The sequence below is a fragment of the Paraburkholderia sp. SIMBA_030 genome, assembly GCF_046535245.1.
Classification (GTDB): Bacteria; Pseudomonadota; Gammaproteobacteria; order Burkholderiales; family Burkholderiaceae; genus Paraburkholderia.
Genome location: NZ_JAWRXB010001589.1, coordinates 1 through 238, shown reverse-complemented (window position 1 = coordinate 238; position 238 = coordinate 1). Strand labels below are relative to the sequence as shown.

Genomic DNA, 238 nt, shown 5'->3' with positions numbered 1-238 from the left:
AGACTGCCTACGGGCTCGTCCAGTTCGATGATGTGCGGTTCGACGTTGTCGCCAGGCGTCCAGCTATAGATCCGTCCGGCATGGATGTCGATCCAGTGCAGGCGATCATGACGGTGGTCCCACAATGGACATTCGCCCAGGCTCATTGTCAGGGGAACTGCGATGTTCAATGAGGCGCTCATGGTCAACCCCAGCCGCCGTCTACCGGAAATTCATGGGCCGTGAGTTGGGCACTGTC

Annotated in this window: 1 protein-coding gene; it reads right to left on the bottom strand. The window is 58.8% G+C overall.

Annotated elements, in window-relative coordinates:
- Positions 1-182, bottom strand: a 182-nt coding sequence (locus SB772_RS45365; RefSeq protein ID WP_410839199.1) for an SMP-30/gluconolactonase/LRE family protein, incomplete at its 3' end; no start/stop codon positions are given.
- Between the last annotated feature and the right edge of the window lie 56 nt (positions 183-238).